Here is a 20,289-nt window from a genome sequence, read left to right as displayed (position 1 = left end):
ATTACATCATCGGTAGATGAGGTGAATCTTAAGAAAAATTTAATTTAATGGAACAACCCGCAATACCTCTTCCAAGGTGGTCAAACCTTCAATAACTTTGCGAGCTCCTGCAATTCTTAAAGGCTCTACACTTTCTTTTTTAGTTTGGCTTCTTAATTCATTTAATGTCGCATGACTGCTAATAAGATGCTTAAGCTCAAGACTAACTGGCATAAACTCATAAATGCCGATTCGACCTTTATAACCCGTATGCCGGCACTCTTCACAACCTACTGCCCGATAAACTTTTTCTGGCATTTCCATAATGTAGTCAAATGTTAGGTGCTGCCATTCATCTTCATTAATATGAGTTTGTTGTTTGCAGTTTGGGCAAAGCTTACGCACTAAGCGCTGTGCCAATACACCTAAAATAGTCGCGGCTGTTAAAAATGGTTGTATGCCTAAATCATGTAAACGGGTCAAACTAGACGGCGCATCATTGGTGTGTAAAGTTGATAATACTAAATGGCCTGTGAGTGCAGCTTGAATGGCCATATTCGCAGTATCTTGGTCACGAATTTCCCCAATCATAATAATGTCTGGGTCTTGTCGCATAAGCGCACGTACACCATCTGCAAAGCCCAGTTCAATTGCATGATTGACCTGCATTTGGTTAAAACTAGGCTCTAGCATTTCAATCGGATCTTCAATGGTACAGACATTAACCTGCTCGGTTGCAAGCTGTTTTAAAGAAGAATATAGCGTTGTGGTTTTACCAGAACCTGTTGGCCCCGTAACTAAAATAATGCCGTGACTATTTTGCGTAATACGCTGCCATTGCTGTAATAAAGACTGGTCAAAACCCAATTGCTGAAAAGAACGTACTAACACATCTGGATCAAAAATACGCATAACCAGTTTTTCACCAAACGCTGTAGGTAAGGTAGATAAACGTAGTTCGGTTTCTTGGCCTTTCGGTGTACGTGTTTTTAATCGACCATCTTGTGGTTTACGCTTTTCTGCTACATTTAGGCGCCCTAAAATTTTAATTCGAGAAATCACGGCGGTCAGAGTATTTGAAGGCATGTTATAAATGGTATGTAAAACACCATCGATACGGAACCGAACTTTGCCATTGTCTTTACGCGGTTCCATGTGAATGTCACTGGCGCTCTGTTCAAATGCAAATTGCAAAATCCAGTCTACTAATTTCACAATATGCTGATCATTGGCATCAGGATTTTGGCTATCGCCAAGTTGTAAAAGCGCTTCTACACCTTTGTTATCACGGTCATGAGCCGCATCTTTTTGAGCTGAGTTTACTGCTCGGCTGACTTGATAATATTCTCGTAAATAACGTTGTAATTGCTCGGGGTTGAGAAATACCCGTTCAATTTTTTTGGGTGCTAAACTCTTCTCTAAATTATTTAGCCAGTCTATTTGAAAAGGCTGGTCTGTTCCTATCACAATCCGGTCCGCATGGACTTCTACAGCTAAAATATGATTACGGATCGCAAACTCTTGCGACATGACTTGAGTTAAAGCACTCACATCTGCCTTTAAAGGATCAATCACAAATAAAGGTAATTGCGCCCGATCTGCAAACCATTGGCAGAGACGGTTTAAACTTAAATGTGCTTGTACATGATGTTGGTCTTTTAAATTAAAATGCGCAATCCACTGTAATGGATGCCATTTCAACTGATCTTTTTGCCTATTTGTGGTTTGTACAAGTAACTTATCTCGTTCAGTGATACGGCCTTCTTGTAATAGTTGTTCTAGACACCAATGTGTGTCTATTTCTACATGTATATTCATGTGTTTTCCCCAATATATTTTTATAATATATCAGAGAAGTTTTAGATTTAACCTGTATAAAAAACCCAAGTTTAGCTTTTAAATATCTTTGAACTTCAAATAATTAATCCAATTCTCAACTTAGTATTTTTTTGTGTCATAGATCATATTTATAAAGATGCTTATTGTGATAGTTTGATTAAAAAAGAGACTAGGCTCAATACAAGAAAAAGCATAAACTGAAATGGAATACATGATTTTTAAATGGCTGACATCTACATATAACAATAAACCAAAGAGGAAGTATTATGAATCTTCCAATGACAATGTCATTACAAACCGTATCTTTTGAAGAGTTTATTACCACTATTGCGGCTGCATTAGGCTGCGGCTTATTGGTAGGTCTGGAGCGCGAACGAAGTAAGTTAAAACACGAATATAAAACTTTCGCGGGTTTTCGCTCTTTTGCAATTAGTTCCTTACTCGGAGCAGTTTGTTTTTTATTTGGTACCGCAATCGGGATTGTAGGCGCTCTACTTATAGGCGCGATCAGTATTGTATCTCTTAAAAATCAGCCAAATGACCCCGGTGTCACCACAGAACTTGCCTTTATTATGACTTACTTTATTGGGGCACTTTGTATCTGGAATATTTCGTTAGCTGCGGGACTCGCCGTCATCATGACGATTATTTTATTAGCAAAACAATCAATGCACGGCATTGCCAGTCAATGGATTACCGAATCAGAGTTGCGCGACGGGATTTTTTTACTTGCTCTACTTCTAATTGCTTTACCTTTAGTTCCCAATAAACCTTTTTGGGGACCCGTTCTAAACCCTCATGTGATTTTAAAGTTACTGACGTTGATTTTATTTGTACAAGCCCTCGCACATATTGCAAAGCGGCTTTTATCCTCTAAAAATGCCTTATTACTTTCTTCTTTAGCCTCGGGTTTTGTTTCAAGTACTGCCACCATCGCAAGTCTAGGCTTAGAAGTACGCTCTGGTCGCGCGAATGCAAAAACAAATGCAGGTGCAGCATTAATGTCATGCGTTTCCACATTGGTACAAACCTTAATTATTGTCGTCGGTATAAGTTTGGCGTGGTTCAAACTCATTATATTTCCAACACTCATTGCATTGGCTTTTTTAGCAGTATGGGCTTTCATCTTATTACGTAGAGCAGAACCAAGTACAGCTTCATCCGAACTCGATACCAGAATGTTCAGCTTAAAAGAAGCGATTATTATTGCTGGGACACTTACGCTCATTCAGGCAGGGGTTTATGGTCTAAGCCTATATTTAGGTAATGCAGGCTTAATCGCAGGGACACTACTTGCCTCTTTGTTCGAAATACATGCCGCTATTGCAGCAGTGATTGTACAAGGTGAACCAAATAACTCTCAGACATCTTTATTAATCGCGTTCATGGGTGGCTTTGCTGTTCATGCAATTGCCAAGAGCATTAACTCTGCCATTTCTGGTGGACTGTATTATGCCCTTGCTTTCATACCTGCCCAAATTTTGCATATGACAATATTTATTGGCTTGCTCTGGATGAACATACATTGGTTCTAAAATTTATTACACGAGCGATGTGTCTTTCACCATATCAACAACTGTAATGACATTGCTATTAACTTTAAAATGAATATCAAAATTCGAAAATTTCATTTTATAGACTCGTTCAGGGTCTTCTTGATAGGCAGGTCTAGGATCTAATGACAATACTTGTTCTAATTCATCAAGATATTGTGCATTAATTTCTTTATTTTTAAAAAGAGACTGCTGGGTAGACAATGCATTTTCAGACCATAAGACCGATTTTCGTTCTGGTTCGGCCTGCGCATAACCACTTTGAGCATCAACGATTGCATCTGAATAGTGAATATAAGGCTTAATATCTAAAATTGGCGTGCCATTTAATAAATCACTGCCAGTAACATAAACTCTTAATGATTTACCGACTTTTTCAACCTTGTTTAAACGTACTACAGATAAGCCTATAGGCGCCGGACGATACATACTACGTGTTGCAAACACACCTAATTTTTCATTGCCCCCTAGACGTGGTGGGCGAACTTGAGGCCGAAACTTAGTTGCAGTCTCCTGATTTTTATTGTCATGAAACTGCCAGATGAGCCAAAGATGACTAAATTGTTCGATTCCCTCAAAAGCTAATAAGTCATTATAAGGTTCTACCATTTCGATATAAGACTCGATATTGACCAAATTAGGCTGACGTGGAATACCAAATTTTTCTCGAAAAGGTGAGCACATGTGCCCGACTATTGGGAGGGTGACAGAATTCATCATCACTTTTTCTTATAAACACAATTAAATATATTCAGTTTATCGGGAATGAAATTAGATTAGAATAGCAACCTGTTTTCTTTTAATCGTGATCGAGACCTTTAATGGCTGCTTTTAACGTTGAACGCATTACTCATGTGCACCACTGGAATGACACCCTTTTCAGTTTTAAAACTACACGCGACGCTAGCTTACGTTTTAAAAATGGTCAGTTCGTGATGATCGGACTTGAAGTGAATGGCAAACCGTTAATGCGTGCATATTCGATTGCAAGTGCGAACTACGAAGAAGAGTTAGAATTCTTCTCGATTAAAGTACAAGACGGTCCTTTAACTTCGATTTTGCAAAAAGTACAAGTTGGCGACGAAATTTTAGTTTCTAAAAAACCAACAGGTACATTGGTTCATGATGACCTTTTACCTGGTAAAAACTTGTACCTATTATCTTCTGGTACTGGTCTTGCTCCATTCTTGTCAATTATTCGTGACCCAGAAACTTACGAACGCTTTGAAAAAGTAATCGTGGTTCACGGTACACGTTATATTTCTGAATTAGCTTATCAAGATCTAATCTTGAACGAATTACCAAACAATGAGTTCTTTGAAGAATTAGGTATTAAAGACAAACTTGTTTACTACCCTACCGTTACTCGTGAACCTTTCCATACTCAAGGCCGTGTAACAACTGCAATTGAAACTGGTGCTTTATTTGAAAAAATTGGTTTACCACGTTTCAACCGTGAAACTGACCGCGCAATGCTTTGTGGTAGCCCTGCATTCTTGAAAGATGTTGCTGCGTTACTTGACCAACACGGTTTAGTTGAATCACCTCGTATGGGTGAAATGGGCGACTATGTCATTGAACGTGCGTTCGTAGAAAAATAAGATTTTTTCTAATTAAAAAACCGAGGCAAAGTCCTCGGTTTTTTATTTCTGTTTTTACAACTTAATCGTACCGTCGATACAAGTAACAGCAGCTCCACCCACTAAAATTTTATCTTGATGTAATTCAAGTTGAAGCTGTCCTTCACGCCCTAAAGCTTGCCCCTGAGAAGAAAGCACCACATCATTTTGCGCAGGCAAAATACCATGGTAACGAATGAAAGATGCCACACTACCATTACCGCTACCACAAACAGGATCTTCGTTAACTCCATATGCCGGAGCAAATGAACGAACTTCTATGCGCTTTTGCTCATTACTTTCTTCATAAAATCCATAAATTGTAGAGCCTGTTACTTTCATATCTAAACTAAATTGCTTTAAAGCGTTTAGATTAGGCTGACTTGCCAAAACAGCCTTGGCATTAACAGCTTGCAATACAACCCAGCGGGCTCCGACATCTACCAATGCGGCATTCCATTGAATATTGATTTTACATTTTAAAATCTGGGCCAACTTCTCGGTTTGCAGTGCATCTAATGGTGTAATTTTAGGTGTAGGTAACTCAAAGGAAATATGATTTGAGTCATTCACGGTCAATGTCACCAAACCAGCAGCGCACTGCTGTACCAGCTGACCTTCTTTCGCTTTAATTAGACCTGCCTCAAGCAAAGCATAGGCTGTACCAATGGTAGGATGTCCTGCAAACGGCAACTCGCTTTGTGGAGTAAAGATTCGAACCTGATAGTCAGCTTGTGAATCAGTGGCTGGCAATACAAATGTGGTTTCAGAAAGATTGGTCCAGTTCGCAATGGCTTGCATCTGCTCAGATGTTAAGGTACTGGCATCCATAATGACTGCAACAGGATTACCTTTAAATGCTTGTGAAGTAAAAACATCGACTTGTTTAAATGCAACAACAGACATAGACCACTCCTACTGATTTTATAATTTAAAATATGGCTTTAAATCCTCACCATTTTTTGATCTTACTGTTTTATTTTTAATGGTCACAGTATCAGTTAATATGAAAAATAATAGACACAGTTTTTAAAACTAAATCCTCCATTAAAAGCATTAAACTAAATTAATCACAATATTTGAGATAAATATGAGATCACTATAAAGTGTATCCATTGCTTTTGCTTTTTAATAAATTGATATGTACAAATATAAAAAAGTGAGTGATGACCTTACTCTTCAAATTCAGAATGGCAGGCAACCTGTGGGTTCTCGGTTGCCATCAATTCGAGACTGTGCCCAACATTATCAAGTTAGTATTAACACCGTAAAAGAAGCTTATCGGAAGCTTGAAGACCAAGGTTTAATTTCAGTTCGCCCACAGTCTGGCTACTATGTTTGTCATGCACCTTCAAACTTGCCAGATCTTGAGGAGCGTTATATCAGTGAAGAAAAAGTGTCCCTTTCAGGAATTAGCTGTTTTCTCGCGCAAATTGTTAAAAAGCAGATGGACCCCGACTATGTCAATTTGGCCCTAGCTTGCCCATCAGGTGAAAACTTCTACCCGATTGAACGCTTAAAACGTTTAACTGCTCAGGTTTTACGAACACAGCCGGATATTTTTAAAAGCTATACTTTACCGCCTGGCTCTATACGTTTACGTACTCAAATTGCGAGGCGAAGTTTACAGCTTGGCATGTTTCTATCCGCAGATGACATTGTGCTGACTCATGGCACTATGGAGGCTTTAAGTCTCGCGATTATGGCAACCACCCAAGCAGGTGACAGCATAGCACTTGAGATTCCTACTTTTCATAACTTATATCCACTTCTTCAGAATTTAGGACGAAAAATTGTAGAAGTGCCTACTTCGCCGCATACAGGGATGTGTCTAGACGCACTTGAAGAACTCTTAAAATCTCAAAGCGTACAAGCCATATTAACTATTCCAACAGGACATAATCCTCTTGGTTTTAGCATGCCTGAAAACAACCGACGTCGTTTAGCAGAGCTCGCTAATCAATTCCAAATTCCTGTTATTGAAGATGCGATGTATGCCGAATTACAACTCACCGAACCTCTACTACCCAACATTAAGGCATTTGACCAAAATGGATGGGTTTTGGTTTGTGGCAGCTACACAAAAACTGTGGCACCCGACTATCGAATTGGTTGGCTAGAAGCTGGACGCTTCCGTAATATTGCCCAGCAGCTTAAATTTACAACTACTGTTGCCGAGCCAGCTTTACTCACAGAAACGTTAGGACTTTTTTTAGAAAATGGCGGATATGATCTACATTTACGTCAGCTCAAAAAACGCTATCAACAACAAATTGACACCATCAAATCTTATATTTGTCGTTATTTTCCAGTCGGTACTCGAGTCAGTCGTCCACAAGCGGGATTTATTTTATGGTTAGAGCTACCCGAATCAATTGATACCCTAGAACTGTTTCATCAGGCCATGGATGAAAAAATCTTATGTATGCCGGGAATTTTGTGCTCGGCTGATAAACGTTTTAGTCATTGTTTACGTATTGCAGCTTGTTTTGAGTTAAATCCTAAAATGTTAAATGCTTTGATGCGTTTAGGAGAGTTAGCAAAAAAAATGCTACCTGTACAAAAAGCTATAGATCAAATCCCTACTAATTCAGTAGGTTGAATCGAAAATATAGAGTTAATAAAATAAAACCATATATTTTTTATGCCTTTTATTTTATGAAAACCGAACTTCTCTCTCCCGCAGGTTCACTTAAAAACATGCGCTATGCATTTGCCTATGGTGCAGATGCCGTATATGCAGGACAACCACGTTATAGCTTACGTGTTCGTAATAATGCTTTTGATCATGACAACTTAAAAATCGGAATTGATGAAGCCCATGCTCTGGGTAAAAAGTTTTATGTTGTGGTGAATATTCAGCCCCATAACAGCAAATTAAAAAACTTTATTCGTGATCTTGAGCCGATTGTAGCTATGCAACCAGACGCTCTTATTATGTCTGACCCAGGCTTAATTATGATGGTGCGTGAGCATTTTCCTGATATGCAAATTCATTTGTCGGTTCAAGCCAACGCTATTAATTGGGCCACTGTTAAATTTTGGAAAGATTACGGTTTAAGCCGTGTCATTTTATCTCGTGAGTTATCATTAGAAGAAATCGAAGAAATCCAGCAACATGTGCCAGATATTGAACTCGAAGTTTTTGTACATGGCGCACTATGCATGGCCTACTCAGGCCGTTGCCTACTTTCTGGTTATATGAACAAACGTGATGCCAACCAAGGTGCTTGTACCAATGCTTGCCGTTGGGACTATAAACTGCATGAAGCCCAAGAAGATTTAAACGGCGATGTAATTCCAGTCACTCAGCTAAATACACCAGAAAAGTCTTGCTGCTCATCAGGACAATCAGAAACAACCTCGGTTCAAACTTTACTCGTACAACGTAATGATGAAGAAATGTTTGCTGCCGAAGAAGATGAACACGGCACCTATTTTATGAACTCCAAAGATTTACGTGCAGTACAACATGTAGACCGTTTAACAAAAATGGGCATCGCCTCACTGAAAATTGAAGGCCGTACTAAATCCTATTTTTATTGTGCCCGTACTGCTCAAATTTATCGAAAAGCCATTGATGATGCATTAGCAGGTAAACCTTTTGACCCAAGCTTAATGACCCAACTCGAAGGGTTGGCAAATCGCGGTTATACCGAAGGCTTTTTAAGACGGCATGTACATAGCGAATATCAAAACTATGCTGATGGATCATCACATTTCGACTACCAACAATTTTGTGGAGAGGTTTTAGGACGTCATGGTGATTATATTCGGATTGAAGTTAAAAACCGTTTTGTGGTGGGTGACTCACTTGAGCTGATGACGCCTCAAGGCAATATCACCTTTAACTTAACCGAAATGCGCGATTTAAAAGGTAACCCAATTACAGATGCTAAAGGCTCGGGGCATTTTGTTGAGATTCCATTCTCACAAGAGGTTGATATCAGTTATGCCCTACTCATACGCAACTTGCCGCATGCAAAAGAAAGTATTACTGCATCTACATTGGCTTATTCAGCGAGTTAAATATGGCACTTTTAATTACGAGTGACTGCATCAATTGTGATATGTGCTTACCGGAATGCCCCAATACAGCTATTTTTGAAGGGAGCAAAGTTTATGAAATCGATCCGATTCGTTGTACGGAGTGCGTAGGCTTTTATGCTGCACCAACATGTAAGGAGGTTTGTCCAATCGATTGCATTAAACAAGACCCTGTGCATATTGAAAACAAAGAACAATTATTAGAGAAATTTAAAGGCCTGAATTTAATCGGCTCATTCTCTTCTTAAAACCATTTAGAGGATCAAGTTAAAATCGCTGATCCTCTTTTTATGACTATGCTGACCAGCTATTAAATAAATGAAGAAATGGTCTAGAGCATATTGCTAGTGATAAAATCAATTTATCAGTTTAGTTCCATTTACTGGTACTTTTGTACCAAAAAAATTGAACAATCGTTAAAACAGGTCAAACTATATCAACATCTCATGTAGATTGATTAAAACCCTTTCTGGCGCAGCTTCCCATGTCTTATCTTTATTTAGCAATTGCGATTGCTTGTGAAGTTATTGCAACTTCAGCATTAAAAGCATCTCAAGGTTTTACTGTTCCAATTCCGTCTATTATTACGGTTGTGGGTTATGCAGTTGCTTTTTATTTATTATCTCTTACGCTCAAAACAATTCCGATCGGGATTGCCTATGCCATTTGGTCAGGCGCAGGTATTATTTTAATTTCTGCAATTGGCTGGATATTTTACAAACAACATTTAGACTTGGCTGCCTGCATTGGTTTAGCTTTAATGATCGCAGGCATTGTGATTATTAATGTGTTTTCTAAAAACACCCATCTATAAAATATAATAAAAAGCAACCGAGTATGCTGAGAAGCCTTTTAAAAAATTTCATCATACTCGGTATCAGCAGCTTATTTTAAACTGCCCGTCAAAAATTGCTTTAAACGTTCACTTTTCGGGTTATTGAGTACTTCATCAGGATGGCCCTGTTCCTCAATTTTCCCTTGATGCAAAAAAATCACCTGATTAGATACATGACGCGCGAAACCCATTTCATGTGTCACTACAACCATGGTACGTCCTTCTTCAGCCAAGCCCTGCATTACTTTTAGTACTTCACCTACCAACTCTGGGTCAAGCGCACTGGTTGGTTCATCAAACAACATCACTTCCGGTTCCATAGCCAAAGCACGAGCAATCGCTACACGTTGTTGCTGACCACCAGATAAAAATGCCGGATATTTACTTTCAACACTTTCAGGTAATCCCACTTTACGTAGATATTTGCGCGCACGTTCTTCCGCTTCAGAACGCTTTACTCCAAGTACATGGATTGGCCCTTCAATGACATTTTCCATTACTGTCATGTGAGACCATAAATTAAAGTGCTGAAATACCATCATCAGCTGGGTACGCATTTTTTGTAGTTGCTTTGGTTCAACCACTTTTAAATTGCCTTTTTTATCAAAGACCGTGCGTAATTTTTCACCATTGAGCTTAATCGTGCCATTGCTCGGTTGTTCTAAAAAGTTGATACAACGCAGCAAGGTACTTTTACCTGAACCAGATGAACCAATAATACTAATTACATCACCGGCATTTGCATCAAGTGATATCCCTTTAAGTACCTCATGATCGCCGAATGTTTTATGTAAATCGCGAATCACTAGTTTTGCAACCTGTTCCATTTATGTCTCCTAATGATTCGATGGCTTTAAAAATGCCAACCAACGTTTTTCCAACTTACGAAATATCCAAATCAAAATAAAAGCCAACACCGCATACAACACCGCAGCAATTCCAAAAGCACTGAAAGTGTCATAGGTTGCCGCATTCACATCACGCGCAATTTTTAAAATGTCGGGAACTGTTGCTGTAAATGCAATGGTTGTGGCATGCAACATTAAAATGACTTCATTGCCGTAAAACGGTAAAGCACGGCTTAACATCGACGGAATGATAATACGTGTGTAGAGTTTCCATTTTGACATACCAAAAGCTTGGGCAGCTTCAATCTCACCATGTGGAATAGAACGAATTGCTCCAGCGAAGATTTCAGTGGTATATGCACCAGTATTAAGCGCGAATGCCAAAATAGTGCAATTTATGCCCTCTCTAAAAAATGCATCGAGCGTCTGATGCTCATGAACGTAATCAAAGCTATAAATACCTGAGTAAATAATCAGTAGTTGGATGTACAGTGGTGTGCCACGAAAAATATAAGTAAACAACCAAACTGGACCACGCAACCAGATATTTTCTGATACTCGTGCAAGTGATAAAGGCACAGCAAGCAAAAACCCAATACCAATCGATAGCACCAATAACCAAGCAGTCATCGCCACACCGGTCATTTGTAGGCCATCGGTCCAAAGGTATGACTGCCAATATTGTTGAAGGATTTCAATCATAATTGTCCCTTCCTCACACCAGCAGAATAATGACGTTCAAGCCATATTAAAATCAGGTTCGACACTGTGGTAATTGCCAAATAAATAGCGGCAGCGACGATGCTGAAAAAGAACAGTTGCATGGTACTTCTACCCGCATCTTGCGTAATTTTTACGATATCAGTTAGACCAATAATGGAAACCAGTGCGGTCGCCTTAATCAAAACTTGCCAGTTGTTACCAATGCCGGGCAATGCAAAACGCATCATTTGAGGGAATAATACACGGTGAAAAACCTGCCACGGCGTCATCCCATAGGCCATTGCTGCTTCAATTTGTCCCCTTGGAACCGATTGAAATGCACCACGAAAGGTCTCGGTAAAATATGCACCATAAATGAACGCTAAAGTAATCACACCAGCTACAAATGGGTTGATATCAATTTGGTCCATTTGCAGTGCTTCAGTAATTTGGTTTAAGCCCAACTGCAAGCTATAAAATAACAACAGCATAATCACTAAGTCAGGCACACTACGGATGAGCGTGGTATAGGCGGTTGCAATATAACGTAAGGCTTTAATATTAGAGAGTTTTGAACTCGCACCAATTAAGCCAATAATGACAGAAAGCAAGAGTGATAACAGCGCAAGCTGTATGGTCATCCATGTTCCGCTAAGAAGGAGTGGCCCATAGCCAGAAAAAGACATGACTCATCTTCTCCTTAAAAACAATATCTAATATTGATGAGATGAGAATAGATTTAAAAATGTCGGCACTCAGCCGACATTTTTCACATCATTAGTAAATGCTAAAAGAGAAGTATTTTTTCTCGAGTTTCTTGTATGTACCATCCGCAATGATTGCAGCGAGTGCCTTGTCAATATTCGCTTTCAAGTCTGCATCTTCTTTACGTAAACCGATAGCCGCACCTACACCCAATGTTTTGACATCAACCACATTGCCGCCGACAAAAGAGAAGTTTTTACCCTTCGGTTGTTTTAAGAAAGCACCATCAACCATGATTGCATCTTGTAAAGTTGCATCCAAACGACCAGACATCATGTCTTGGTAAATCAAATCTTGAGTTGGATAAGGAACAACACTCACACCTTTTGGAGCCCAATAAGTTTTAGCGTAAGTTTCTTGAATTGTGCCCTGCTGTACACCAACACGCTTACCTTTTAATGAAGTAGGTGTTGGTAACAACGGTGAACCTTTTTTTGCAACCATACGGGTTGGCGTGTTGTAGATTTTGCTACTAAATAAAATTTGTTTTGCACGTTCATCAGTAACGGTCATTGATGAAAGAATGCCATCAAATTTTTTCGCTTTAAGTGCGGGAATCATCCCGTCAAAAGAGTTTTCAACCCAAACACATTTAGCTTTGAGTTTTGCACAAATAGCATTACCCAAATCAACATCAAAACCAGTTAACTTGCCATCTGGTGTTTTATATTCAAACGGCGCATAAGACGACTCAGTACCAAAACGAATCACCTTCCAATCCTTTGCTTGGACATTCGTCGCAACAGCAGCCAGAACTAAGGTTGTTGAAACGAATATTTTTTTCATAAAGCTTGCCATCTTGAAGCTTCTCCTTAAAACACAAATAAGGTGATAAAAACTTGAGTATTTCGAACTTACTCATCTGCTGAAATAACAGCAATTTCTATACCATAAGTTAAGGATTTATGAAGATGTCTAAGCAATGATCTGTATTGACGGATTAAATGTTGAAAAATCAATCAAATTTTAAGATTAAGTTTTGAGCGTATAAGCTTCAGCAATATTATGCTGCTCGACCAAAGTACGAATTGTATATTCATGACCAGTTTCTTTATCACAGGCAAATTCACATTTCTGGTCGAAAGGTAAAGCTGTACCGCCAAGTAATGGACAGCCTGCAAAAAGTTCAGCGACCCAATCAACAAACACTTTTACTTTAAGCGATAAATGACGATTTTGAAGATAAACTGCTGAAATCGGCATCGGCGCTGGCGTCCACTGAGGCAATACTTCTTTTAATAAACCTGATTCTAAATGGTTGGTGAGCATATAACGTGGGCCTTGAATTATACCAAAACCTTGCAAAGCCAAGTCGATATAAGCATCACCGTCATTTACCGAAACACGTCCACGTACTGACACACTTTTAATTAAATCATCAACCACAAAGTCCCAATCGAAGTTGCGTCCGGTACGGCTTGAAAAGAAGTGAATCGCTTTATGATTTTTTTGCAAATCTTCAATTGAGGTAGGTTCGCCATATTTTTCTAAATAAATCGGTGAAGCAGCAGTTGCACACTGGAAAGTTCCGATACGACGCGCAATTAAGCTTGAATCTTTTAATTCACCCACCCGAATTGCACAATCAACTGCTTCTCCAACCAAGTCTACAGGTCGGTCGTTCAGACCAATTACTAAATCAATATCAGGATAGCGTGCATGAAAATCGCGGAGCCTTGGAATTAAAATTAGACGGCCAATGGACACAGGCACATCAATACGAAGCTGACCTCTTGGCCCCCGCTCTGCATCATGAAAAGAAGATTCAATATCGGCAACATCGGCTAAAATACGGGCTGTCCGATCATAATATACGGCGCCATCCGGTGTGAGACTAATTTTTCGTGTTGTCCGATTAAGCAATCGAACTTGTAAATGCTTCTCTAAAGCCTGAATGGTTGTAGTCACAGAAGCACGCGGTAAACCCAAACTATCAGCTGCTAAACTGAAACTATTTGTTTCAACAACTTTGTTGAATACTCTCATGGCATGAAATAGATCCACACGCACACTCCTATTAATGCATTTTCTAGTGCAAACACATCAATTGTTATAAAAATACGAATAGTGTTATCAAATTTAATATATTTATTCGTGATTGACAAACTTTTATGCTCCGTCCATTCCATAAACCCTGTTTCTCCCATACGGACCATAACTAAAAGTCTGAAAACAGGTATCCAAATAACTAGGAGCACCTCATGTCATTTTCCCGCAAACAGTTTGCACTGTCTGCCATCTTTGTCGCTATTTTAGCAACCGGTGGCAGTTTTATGTTGTTACATGAAAATGCCGATGCAAAAGCTGCACCAACCGCTGCCCAACAAGCTGCTACTGTTGATGTAGCCCCAGTAGTAAGCAAAACCATTACCGATTGGCAAGAATATTCCGGTCGTTTAGAAGCAATTGATCAAGTTGATATTCGACCTCAAGTTTCAGGAAAACTCATTGCCGTACATTTCAAAGATGGAAGCTTCGTTAAAAAAGGTGATTTACTTTTCACAATCGACCCTCGTCCTTTTGAAGCAGAACTGAACCGTGCAAAAGCCCAGCTTGCTTCAGCTGAAGCACAGGTAACATATACCGCAAGCAATCTTTCGCGTATTCAACGTCTCATTCAGAGTAATGCTGTTTCTCGCCAAGAACTGGATTTAGCCGAAAATGATGCACGTTCAGCCAATGCTAACCTGCAAGCCGCTAGAGCTGCTGTCCAATCTGCACGTTTAAATCTGGAATACACCCGTATTACTGCACCAGTCAGCGGCCGGATTTCACGAGCTGAAGTGACCGTGGGTAATGTCGTCTCTGCAGGTAACGGAGCACAAGTCTTAACAAGTTTAGTATCTGTATCACGCCTATACGCATCTTTCGATGTTGATGAACAAACTTACCTGAAATATATCAGTAATCAGCGCAATTCTTCTCAAGTACCTGTCTATATGGGACTTGCCAATGAAACAGGCTTTACTCGCGAAGGTACGATCAACTCAATCGATAACAATCTGAATACAACTTCAGGTACGATTCGTGTTCGCGCAACTTTTGACAATCCAAACGGCGTTTTATTACCGGGCCTATATGCACGAATTCGTTTAGGTGGAGGCCAACCTCGCCCAGCGATTCTGATTAGTCCAACCGCGGTTGGTGTCGACCAAGATAAACGTTTTGTCGTAGTAGTTGATGCGAAAAATCAAACTGCTTACCGAGAAGTAAAACTCGGTGCCCAACAAGATGGCTTGCAAATCGTAAATAGCGGATTACAAGCGGGTGATCGTATTGTAGTGAATGGTTTACAACGGATTCGTCCGGGTGACCCTGTTACACCGCATCTCGTTCCGATGCCAAATTCACAAATCACTGCTAGCGCTACTCCTCCTCAACCTCAGCCAACAGATAAAACATCAACTCCGGCAAAAGGTTAATCACATATGAATATTTCTAAATTTTTTATTGATCGGCCGATCTTTGCTGGTGTGCTATCAGTCTTGATTTTACTCGCCGGTCTGCTTTCGGTATTCCAATTACCGATTTCTGAATATCCCGAGGTTGTTCCACCATCTGTGGTGGTACGCGCCCAATATCCAGGTGCAAACCCAAAAGTGATTGCTGAAACGGTTGCTTCTCCGCTCGAAGAGTCAATCAACGGCGTCGAAGACATGCTGTATATGCAATCTCAAGCAAACAGCGACGGCAATTTAACCATTACGGTGAACTTTAAGCTCGGTATAGACCCAGATAAAGCCCAACAATTGGTTCAAAACCGTGTGTCTCAGGCCATGCCCCGTTTACCTGAAGATGTACAGCGCTTAGGTGTAACCACACTAAAAAGCTCACCTACTTTAACTATGGTGGTACATCTGACCTCCCCAGATAATCGCTATGACATGACCTACTTACGTAACTATGCGGTGCTCAACGTAAAAGACCGTTTGGCACGTTTACAAGGGGTTGGTGAAGTCGGATTATTTGGTTCTGGTGACTACGCGATGCGTGTGTGGCTCGATCCACAAAAAGTAGCACAGCGTAACCTTACAGCCACTGAAATTGTGAATGCAATCCGTGAACAAAACATTCAGGTTGCAGCGGGTACAATTGGCGCCTCACCAAGTAATTCACCTTTACAGCTTTCGGTCAATGCTCAAGGTCGTTTAACCACTGAGCAAGAATTTGCCGATATCATTTTAAAAACTGCTCCCGACGGTGCAGTCACCCGATTGGGTGATGTTGCACGTGTTGAACTCGCAGCTTCACAATATGGCTTACGTTCATTACTCGATAATAAACAAGCTGTCGCAATTCCAATTTTCCAAGCTCCGGGTGCGAATGCTTTACAAGTTTCCGATCAAGTGCGTAGCACGATGAAGGAGCTTTCAAAAGATTTCCCATCTTCAATTAAATACGACATTGTTTATGACCCGACTCAATTCGTACGTGCCAGTATTAAAGCGGTCGTTCATACCCTACTTGAAGCAATTGCACTGGTTGTTGTGGTTGTTATTTTATTTTTACAAACATGGCGTGCCTCAATCATTCCATTGCTTGCCGTACCAGTTTCAATTATTGGTACATTCGCGCTCATGCTCGCTTTTGGTTACTCAATCAATGCGCTATCACTGTTCGGGATGGTACTTGCCATCGGTATTGTCGTCGATGACGCGATTGTGGTCGTCGAAAATGTCGAGAGGAATATTGAAGCAGGCTTAAACCCAAGGGAGGCGACTTACCGTGCCATGCGAGAAGTCAGTGGACCGATTATAGCCATTGCTTTAACACTCGTTGCAGTATTCGTACCTCTTGCCTTTATGACAGGCTTAACAGGGCAATTCTATAAACAATTTGCCATGACCATTGCCATTTCAACGGTTATTTCGGCATTTAACTCGCTTACCCTATCTCCTGCTTTGGCAGCGCTGTTACTGAAAGGACATGATGCTAAACCGGATGCCTTAACACGTATTATGAATCGTGTATTCGGTCGTTTCTTTGCACTGTTTAACCGTGTGTTTTCACGTGCTTCAGACCGTTATAGTCAAGGCGTCAGCCGTGTCATTTCCCATAAAGCTTCGGCAATGGGTGTCTATGCAGCACTCTTAGGTTTAACCGTTGGTATTTCCTATATTGTTCCAGGTGGTTTCGTTCCTGCGCAGGACAAACAATATTTAATTAGCTTTGCGCAGCTACCAAACGGCGCATCATTAGATCGTACCGAAGCGGTCATTCGTAAAATGAGTGACACTGCACTTAAACAACCTGGTGTAGAAAGTGCAGTTGCCTTTCCTGGCCTATCAATTAACGGTTTCACCAATAGCTCAAGTGCCGGTATTGTCTTTGTGACTTTAAAGCCATTTGATGAACGTAAGGCAAAAGACTTATCTGCAAATGCAATTGCAGGTGCGCTCAACCAGAAATATTCAGCTATTCAAGATGCTTATATCGCGGTTTTCCCACCACCACCAGTGATGGGCTTAGGCACGATGGGCGGCTTTAAACTCCAACTTGAAGACCGAGGTGCCTTAGGCTATTCAGCCTTGAACGATGCTGCTCAAAACTTTATGAAGGCAGCACAATCAGCCCCTGAACTTGGTCCAATGTTCTCAAGTTATCAAATTAACGTACCTCAACTCAATGTAGATCTGGACCGTGTAAAAGCTAAACAGCAAGGCGTTGCTGTGACAGATGTTTTCAACACTATGCAGATTTATTTAGGTTCTCAGTACGTTAACGACTTTAACCGTTTTGGACGTGTTTATCAGGTCCGTGCACAAGCCGATGCGCCTTTCCGTGCTAACCCTGAAGATATTTTGCAGCTTAAAACCCGTAATAGTGCCGGACAAATGGTGCCATTATCTTCATTGGTGAATGTAACTCAAACCTATGGTCCTGAAATGGTCGTTCGTTATAACGGTTACACATCAGCAGATATTAACGGCGGCCCTGCCCCAGGTTATTCATCTAGCCAAGCAGAAGCTGCGGTTGAACGTATTGCTGCACAAACTCTACCGCGTGGTATCAAGTTTGAATGGACAGATTTAACTTACCAAAAAATCTTGGCTGGTAACGCTGGACTTTGGGTATTCCCTATTAGCGTATTACTCGTGTTCTTGGTTTTAGCTGCTCAGTATGAAAGCTTAACCCTACCATTAGCAGTTATCTTAATTGTACCAATGGGAATCTTAGCGGCTCTGACAGGTGTCTGGCTGACTGCTGGAGATAACAACATCTTTACTCAAATCGGTCTAATGGTACTGGTCGGGCTAGCCTGTAAAAATGCCATTTTGATTGTCGAATTTGCGCGGGAACTTGAAATGCAAGGTGCGACTGCCTTTAAAGCAGCCGTTGAAGCAAGTCGTCTACGTTTACGCCCAATTTTAATGACCTCTATTGCATTTATTATGGGTGTAGTGCCACTGGTTACTTCAACTGGTGCAGGTTCTGAAATGCGACATGCGATGGGTGTTGCCGTATTCTTCGGCATGATCGGTGTAACATTCTTTGGTTTATTCCTCACCCCTGCCTTTTACGTTCTGATTCGTACCCTCAACAGCAAACATAAACTGCATTCTGCGGCAGTTCATGAAGCGCCGTTAGCTAGCCCACACGATCATTAAGGAGGACATTTGGTGATTACATCAAAACAAAACTGGTTGTTGTCCTCACTCATGGGAAGCCTGCTCCTTGCAGGCTGCTCATTAGCTCCGGAATATCAACCTGCAAAAGTTATAGTGCCAGTCAAATTCAAAGAATCTGACCCCAAACTGGAAGATAATAACTGGAAGATTGCCCAACCTGCCGATCAGCAAACTCGTGGTGAATGGTGGCGCATTTACAATGATGCTCAACTGAATGAACTTGAACAGCAAGCTATCGCAGGCAACCAGAACCTAAAAGCGGTGGCAGCAAATATTCAGGCTTCACGTGCACTACGTTCGGCAGCTCAAGCTGAACGCTTACCAAGTATTGATGCCGGATTTGGGCCAACCCGCCAAAAGCCGTCTCCAGCTTCACTCGGTTTAGATGACAATGCACATACTTCGGCTCAAACCTTATGGCGAGCTCAAGCCAATGTTTCATATGAGCTCGATTTATTTGGTCGTGTAGCAAGTAGTGTCAACGCAGCAACAGCGGATCTACAGCAACAAGAGGCACTATATCAGTCGGCACTTTTAGCTCTACAAGCGGATGTAGCTCAAGGTTATTTTCTGATACGTCAACTTGATACCGAACAAGCAATTTATAACCGTACAATCAAATTATTAGGTGAAACACGAGATTTAATGCAGCTTCGTTTTAAAAACGGACTGGTCAGTGAATTAGATGTTTCTCGTGCACAAACCGAACTTGCTACCGCACAAACCACTGCCCTAAATATTGCTCGTAACAGAGCCAGTGCAGAACATGCGCTTGCAGTCTTATTAGGAAAACCACCAGCAGACTTTAACTTGGCAGTTCAACCTTTAACTGCAAATAGTATCCGTCTCCCTGCCGGTTTGCCGTCAACTTTACTTGAAAGACGACCCGATATTGCGGCTGCAGAGCGTGCAATGGCAGCCGATAATGCGCGTATTGGAATTGCTCGTGCAGCATTTTTCCCAAAACTCAGTCTTACAGGAGCTTTAGGTTATGAATCTTCAAGTTTAAGCGAGTTGGGTAAATGGTCGAGTCGGACTTTTTTACTAGGACCTGTCGCTGGTACTATTTTGTCGTTACCTTTATTTGATGGTGGACAACGTAAAGCAGGCGTTGCTCAAGCAAGAGCGGCTTATGAGGAAAGCGTCGCCAACTATAGACAAACTGTACTGAATGCATTTCGTGAAGTTGAAAATGGTTTATCTGATCAAAGAATTCTCGATCAACAAATTCAGGCTCAAAACCAAGCACTCTCCTCTTCTCGTCATGCCAATCAACTTTCTCATTTACGTTATCGAGAAGGTGCTATTAGCTATCTTGATGTCATTGATTCTGACCGCACTATTTTGCAACAAGAACAATTAGCAGCTCAGCTGAAAGGTAGCCAAATCATTGCAAGCATCAATTTAATCCGTGCTTTAGGGGGCGGTTGGAATAGTTAATAAAAAAAGCGCCTTACGGCGCTTTTTTTATAT

General features: G+C 40.7%; 17 protein-coding genes. 9 read left to right on the top strand and 8 right to left on the bottom strand.

The genetic code is table 11. From position 1 onward, the window contains the following. Positions 1 to 39: 39 nt before the first annotated feature. Complete coding sequence (locus NQ782_RS00575) at positions 40 to 1,797, bottom strand: GspE/PulE family protein (protein ID WP_057094683.1); 1,758 nt, start codon at positions 1,795 to 1,797, stop codon at positions 40 to 42. A 287-nt stretch (positions 1,798 to 2,084) separates the two neighbouring features. Between NQ782_RS00575 and NQ782_RS00570 the strand changes: the two genes are divergently transcribed. Next, a complete protein-coding gene (locus NQ782_RS00570) occupies positions 2,085 to 3,353 on the top strand; it encodes a DUF4010 domain-containing protein (RefSeq protein ID WP_057094600.1) in 1,269 nt (422 codons plus the stop codon). Between the two features lie 6 nt (positions 3,354 to 3,359). On the opposite strand, the gene tsaA is transcribed toward NQ782_RS00570, so the two are convergent. Then, a complete protein-coding gene (tsaA, locus tag NQ782_RS00565) occupies positions 3,360 to 4,088 on the bottom strand; it encodes a tRNA (N6-threonylcarbamoyladenosine(37)-N6)-methyltransferase TrmO (RefSeq protein WP_079745774.1) in 729 nt (242 codons plus the stop codon). A gap of 104 nt (positions 4,089 to 4,192) precedes the next feature. Between tsaA and NQ782_RS00560 the strand changes: the two genes are divergently transcribed. Then, positions 4,193 to 4,972, top strand: coding sequence for a ferredoxin--NADP reductase (locus NQ782_RS00560; protein WP_000718711.1), 780 nt, complete (start codon positions 4,193 to 4,195; stop codon positions 4,970 to 4,972). A 54-nt stretch (positions 4,973 to 5,026) separates the two neighbouring features. On the opposite strand, the gene NQ782_RS00555 is transcribed toward NQ782_RS00560, so the two are convergent. Continuing rightward, positions 5,027 to 5,896, bottom strand: coding sequence for a PhzF family phenazine biosynthesis protein (locus NQ782_RS00555; protein ID WP_057094597.1), 870 nt, complete (start codon positions 5,894 to 5,896; stop codon positions 5,027 to 5,029). A 229-nt stretch (positions 5,897 to 6,125) separates the two neighbouring features. Between NQ782_RS00555 and NQ782_RS00550 the strand changes: the two genes are divergently transcribed. The 4 genes from NQ782_RS00550 to abeS all read left to right on the top strand — a co-directional run bounded on the left by NQ782_RS00550 (position 6,126) and on the right by abeS (position 9,851). Beyond that, positions 6,126 to 7,592, top strand: coding sequence for a PLP-dependent aminotransferase family protein (locus NQ782_RS00550; RefSeq protein WP_086231033.1), 1,467 nt, complete (start codon positions 6,126 to 6,128; stop codon positions 7,590 to 7,592). 56 nt (positions 7,593 to 7,648) lie between these two features. Then, the gene (gene yegQ, locus NQ782_RS00545; protein ID WP_057094593.1) at positions 7,649 to 9,019 is read left to right on the top strand and encodes a tRNA 5-hydroxyuridine modification protein YegQ; all 1,371 of its coding nucleotides are present in this window, start codon (positions 7,649 to 7,651) and stop codon (positions 9,017 to 9,019) included. Positions 9,020 to 9,021: 2 nt separating this feature from the next. After that, positions 9,022 to 9,285 (top strand): YfhL family 4Fe-4S dicluster ferredoxin, encoded by a 264-nt coding sequence (locus NQ782_RS00540; protein WP_057094592.1) that lies wholly within the window; start codon positions 9,022 to 9,024, stop codon positions 9,283 to 9,285. Between the two features lie 236 nt (positions 9,286 to 9,521). Continuing rightward, a complete protein-coding gene (abeS, locus tag NQ782_RS00535) occupies positions 9,522 to 9,851 on the top strand; it encodes a multidrug efflux SMR transporter AbeS (RefSeq protein ID WP_000121131.1) in 330 nt (109 codons plus the stop codon). A 71-nt stretch (positions 9,852 to 9,922) separates the two neighbouring features. Here the strand turns inward: abeS and NQ782_RS00530 are convergent, their stop codons facing one another. The 5 genes from NQ782_RS00530 to adeL form a co-directional block, all read right to left on the bottom strand. Beyond that, positions 9,923 to 10,699 (bottom strand): ABC transporter ATP-binding protein, encoded by a 777-nt coding sequence (locus NQ782_RS00530; protein WP_000438621.1) that lies wholly within the window; start codon positions 10,697 to 10,699, stop codon positions 9,923 to 9,925. Positions 10,700 to 10,708: 9 nt separating this feature from the next. Further along, positions 10,709 to 11,422 carry an ABC transporter permease gene (locus NQ782_RS00525; protein WP_267581168.1) on the bottom strand — a complete coding sequence of 238 codons (714 nt, stop codon included), beginning with the start codon at positions 11,420 to 11,422 and terminating at the stop codon, positions 10,709 to 10,711. Then, positions 11,419 to 12,108, bottom strand: a complete 690-nt coding sequence (locus NQ782_RS00520) for an ABC transporter permease (RefSeq protein WP_000010368.1) — start codon at positions 12,106 to 12,108, stop codon at positions 11,419 to 11,421. Before NQ782_RS00520 ends, NQ782_RS00525 begins: the two co-directional genes overlap by 4 nt. 91 nt (positions 12,109 to 12,199) lie before the next feature. Continuing rightward, positions 12,200 to 12,985: an ABC transporter substrate-binding protein gene (locus tag NQ782_RS00515; RefSeq protein WP_057094590.1), complete on the bottom strand. Its 786-nt coding sequence runs from the start codon at positions 12,983 to 12,985 to the stop codon at positions 12,200 to 12,202. 174 nt (positions 12,986 to 13,159) lie between these two features. Further along, positions 13,160 to 14,191: a multidrug efflux transcriptional repressor AdeL gene (adeL, locus tag NQ782_RS00510; RefSeq protein ID WP_002000718.1), complete on the bottom strand. Its 1,032-nt coding sequence runs from the start codon at positions 14,189 to 14,191 to the stop codon at positions 13,160 to 13,162. 197 nt (positions 14,192 to 14,388) lie between these two features. Between adeL and adeF the strand changes: the two genes are divergently transcribed. From adeF to adeH, 3 genes are read left to right on the top strand one after another with little or no spacing between them, the layout of a single operon-like run. Continuing rightward, complete coding sequence (gene adeF, locus NQ782_RS00505; protein ID WP_057094588.1) at positions 14,389 to 15,609, top strand: multidrug efflux RND transporter periplasmic adaptor subunit AdeF; 1,221 nt, start codon at positions 14,389 to 14,391, stop codon at positions 15,607 to 15,609. Between the two features lie 6 nt (positions 15,610 to 15,615). Next, positions 15,616 to 18,795 (top strand): multidrug efflux RND transporter permease subunit AdeG, encoded by a 3,180-nt coding sequence (gene adeG, locus NQ782_RS00500; protein ID WP_001027060.1) that lies wholly within the window; start codon positions 15,616 to 15,618, stop codon positions 18,793 to 18,795. Between the two features lie 12 nt (positions 18,796 to 18,807). Continuing rightward, positions 18,808 to 20,256, top strand: a complete 1,449-nt coding sequence (adeH, locus tag NQ782_RS00495; RefSeq protein WP_031993181.1) for a multidrug efflux RND transporter outer membrane subunit AdeH — start codon at positions 18,808 to 18,810, stop codon at positions 20,254 to 20,256. Positions 20,257 to 20,289: the final 33 nt, after the last annotated feature.

The organism is Acinetobacter sp. BD54 (assembly GCF_044778325.1).
Taxonomy (GTDB): Bacteria; Pseudomonadota; Gammaproteobacteria; order Pseudomonadales; family Moraxellaceae; genus Acinetobacter; species Acinetobacter baumannii.
This window is presented reverse-complemented; position numbering and strand designations above follow the sequence as displayed.